Below are 3,496 nucleotides of genomic sequence, written 5' to 3'. Positions count from 1 at the left end.
TGACGTTGCAATTGTAATACCACGCTCACGCTCTTCTGGAGCGTTGTCGATGTTCGCGAAGTCAACCTTCTCACCACCGAATACTTCAGCACATACGCGAGTAAGTGCTGCCGTTAATGTTGTTTTGCCGTGATCAACGTGCCCAATGGTTCCCACGTTAACGTGCGGCTTAACTCTTTCAAACTTTGCTTTTGCCACGGTAAATTCCCCTTAGCTCTGATTTAATGCCTATTAATGATTACTTCTGCAATGTTTGACGGCGCTTCTGAATACTTCAAAAACTCCATCGTATAAGTTGCCCGACCCTGCGTTGCAGACCGCAAATCCGTCGCATAACCAAACATTTCTGATAACGGGACCTCTGCGTTGACGACTTTTCCGCCCGGACCATCATCCATACCTGAAATCAGCCCTCTTCGGCGGTTTAAATCACCAACCACATCACCCATATTCTCTTCCGGCGTCACCACCTCTACCTTCATTGTAGGCTCAAGCAAGACAGCCCCACCTTCTTCAGAAAGCTTTTTGGTAGCCATACTACCTGCAATCTTGAACGCCATCTCATTCGAATCAACATCATGATAAGAGCCGTCATACAAGGTCGCCTTCAAGCCAAGCAAAGGATAACCAGCCAGAACACCGTTATTCATCTGCTCCTCGATACCCTTTTCGACCGCTGGAATATACTCCCTAGGAACAGTACCCCCAGCAATTTCGTTTACGAACTCCAACCCCTCTTCACCATCGGAGCGAGGCTCAAACCGAATATTTACATGCCCATACTGACCACGACCACCAGATTGCCGGATAAACTTACCCTCGATATCACAGTGATTACGAATCGCCTCGCGATAAGCCACCTGCGGCTTACCGATATTCGCCTCTACACTAAACTCGCGCTTCATGCGGTCAACAATAATATCAAGATGAAGCTCACCCATACCTGAAATAATGGTTTGCCCCGTCTCTTCATCAGTCTTAACACGAAACGAGGGATCTTCTTGCGCCAACTTACCTAGCGCAACACCCATCTTCTCCTGGTCAGCCTGAGATCGCGGCTCTACAGCAACCGAAATAACCGGCTCCGGAAATTCCATTCGTTCTAGCGTTATCTTATTCGATTGGTCGCACAAGGTTTCGCCGGTAGTAACATCTTTAAGGCCGACTGCTGCAGCGATATCACCCGCCAAAACCTCTTTAATTTCTTCCCGGTTATTAGAGTGCATCTGCACCATCCGCCCGATACGCTCACGCTTACCTTTGACAGGATTCCATACCGCGTCACCGGTCTGCAATTTACCCGAATACACACGGAAAAAAGTTAGAGTCCCGACAAAGGGATCGGTCGCAATCTTGAAGGCCAAGGCAGCAAAAGGCGCATCATCATCTGCTTCTCGAGTCGCTATCGTCTCGCCATCATCCAAAACACCCTCAATCGCTTTAACCTCAGTAGGCGATGGCAAGTACTCGACCACCGCATCCAAAACGGCTTGAACACCCTTATTTTTGAACGCCGAACCACCGAGCACCGGAACAATCTCATTTGCAAGCGTTCGCAGCCGGATACCCTCCTTTATCTGCTCCTCTGATAGCTCGACACCCTCAAGATACAAATCCATATATTCATCGTTGGCCTCGGCCGCAGCCTCAACGATGCCCTCTCTCATTTGTTGACATTCTTCAAGCAATTCTTCTGGAATATCCTGATATTCAAAGGTCATACCTTGATCAGCCTCATTCCAGATAACGGCCTTCATCTTAATAAGATCAACAACGCCTTTGAATTCATCTTCTGAACCGATGGTCATCTGCAATGGTACAGGGTTGGCGCCCAGCCGAGATTTCAACTGCTCGATAACTGACATGTAATCAGCACCCGTTCGGTCCATTTTATTTACAAATACCATTCGAGGCACATGATATTTATTGGCTTGCCGCCAGACAGTTTCTGTTTGAGGCTGCACACCAGATGAACCACACAGAACAACGACAGCACCGTCGAGAACGCGCAAAGACCGCTCTACTTCGATCGTGAAATCTACGTGCCCTGGCGTGTCGATAATATTGATTCTAAATTGATCAAACTGCTGACGCATACCCGACCAAAAGCAGGTCGTTGCGGCAGAAGTAATAGTGATACCCCGCTCTTGCTCTTGCTCCATCCAATCCATGGTCGCTGCACCATCGTGCACCTCTCCAATCTTGTGAGACAAGCCTGTATAGAACAGTACACGCTCCGTTGTGGTCGTCTTTCCCGCATCTACGTGAGCGACGATCCCAATATTTCTGTAACGGTCAATTGGCGTTTTACGGGCCACTGAAATTTCCTCGTTAATCGCAACAAGCCTGCATAAAGCAGGCTTGTTTGTGCACTAAAACAAAAGTTTGTTTTAGAAACGGTAGTGCGAGAATGCCTTGTTCGCTTCCGCCATGCGGTGAACATCTTCACGCTTCTTAACAGCTGCACCTTTACCTTCTGCAGCATCAAGAATCTCACCAGCAAGACGCAAAGCCATCGACTTTTCGCCACGCTTACGCGAATATTCAACCAACCAACGCATAGCTAGAGCCATCTGACGAGATGGACGAACTTCGACTGGAACTTGATAGGTAGCACCACCTACACGACGCGACTTAACCTCAACCATCGGCTGGATCGACTCTAACGCTTTGTCGAACAACTCCATTGGATCTTGGTTACTTTTGCCAGCAACTGTATCTAGCGCATCGTAAACAATCTTTTCTGCAACCGCTTTTTTACCACTAACCATTACATGGTTAATGAATTTAGCAAGCAACTGACTTCCAAACTTTGGATCCGGAAGGATCTCGCGCTTGGCGACAACTCTTCTTCTTGGCATGATAAGCCCTCTGTTACATCTAAGGTCTTCAGGTAATTCAGGATGAACCTGACCTTACTCTTACCCCTTATAATTTAAATTAAAACTAATCTTATCCCTTAGGACGCTTAGCACCGTACTTCGAACGACCCTGACGACGATCTGCAACGCCAGATGTATCCAAACTACCGCGAACTGTGTGATAGCGCACACCCGGAAGGTCTTTAACACGACCACCACGGATCAACACTACACTGTGCTCCTGTAGGTTGTGGCCTTCACCACCGATATAAGATGTTACTTCGTAGCCGTTTGTAAGGCGCACACGACATACTTTACGCAAAGCCGAGTTAGGCTTTTTCGGCGTAGTCGTATAAACACGAGTACAAACACCACGACGCTGCGGACAAGCCTGCAACGCGGGAACGTCACTTTTAGCGACGACACGCTTTCTAGGCTTACGCACCAACTGATTAATAGTTGCCATGTAAGCAAACTCCAATATTATCTATCAAATTCCCACCCAAAATAGGTGCTCTCAAGTCGAGGGGCGCAAGTCTAATGACGCCCCCGTACAGTGTCAAGGCGTTTGGTTTATTTTTAACCAAACGCCTTGACACTGTACGGGGGCGTCATTAGACTTGCGCCCCTCGACT

4 protein-coding genes are annotated in these 3,496 nt (G+C 48.0%); all 4 read right to left on the bottom strand.

Annotated elements, in window-relative coordinates; all coding sequences use genetic code 11:
• Positions 1 to 198 (bottom strand): GTP-binding protein (locus A3751_RS11540; protein WP_231876883.1); only part of this gene is annotated, 198 nt, incomplete at its 3' end.
• Between the two features lie 23 nt (positions 199 to 221).
• Entirely contained in the window at positions 222 to 2,318 is a 2,097-nt protein-coding gene (gene fusA, locus A3751_RS11535) for an elongation factor G (protein WP_068456032.1), read from the bottom strand.
• Between the two features lie 72 nt (positions 2,319 to 2,390).
• The gene (rpsG, locus tag A3751_RS11530) at positions 2,391 to 2,861 is read right to left on the bottom strand and encodes a 30S ribosomal protein S7 (protein ID WP_068456030.1); all 471 of its coding nucleotides are present in this window, start codon (positions 2,859 to 2,861) and stop codon (positions 2,391 to 2,393) included.
• A gap of 91 nt (positions 2,862 to 2,952) precedes the next feature.
• A complete protein-coding gene (rpsL, locus tag A3751_RS11525; protein ID WP_068456027.1) occupies positions 2,953 to 3,327 on the bottom strand; it encodes a 30S ribosomal protein S12 in 375 nt (124 codons plus the stop codon).
• Positions 3,328 to 3,496 lie beyond the last annotated feature (169 nt).

The organism is Oleiphilus sp. HI0080, from assembly GCF_001635135.1.
This window is presented reverse-complemented; position numbering and strand designations above follow the sequence as displayed.

Bases quoted from the DNA above. Each gene is read 5' to 3' on its own strand.
- rpsG (WP_068456030.1), bottom strand. From the start codon at position 2,861: ATGCCAAGAAGAAGAGTTGTCGCCAAGCGCGAGATCCTTCCGGATCCA.
- rpsL (WP_068456027.1), bottom strand. From the start codon at position 3,327: ATGGCAACTATTAATCAGTTGGTGCGTAAGCCTAGAAAGCGTGTCGTC.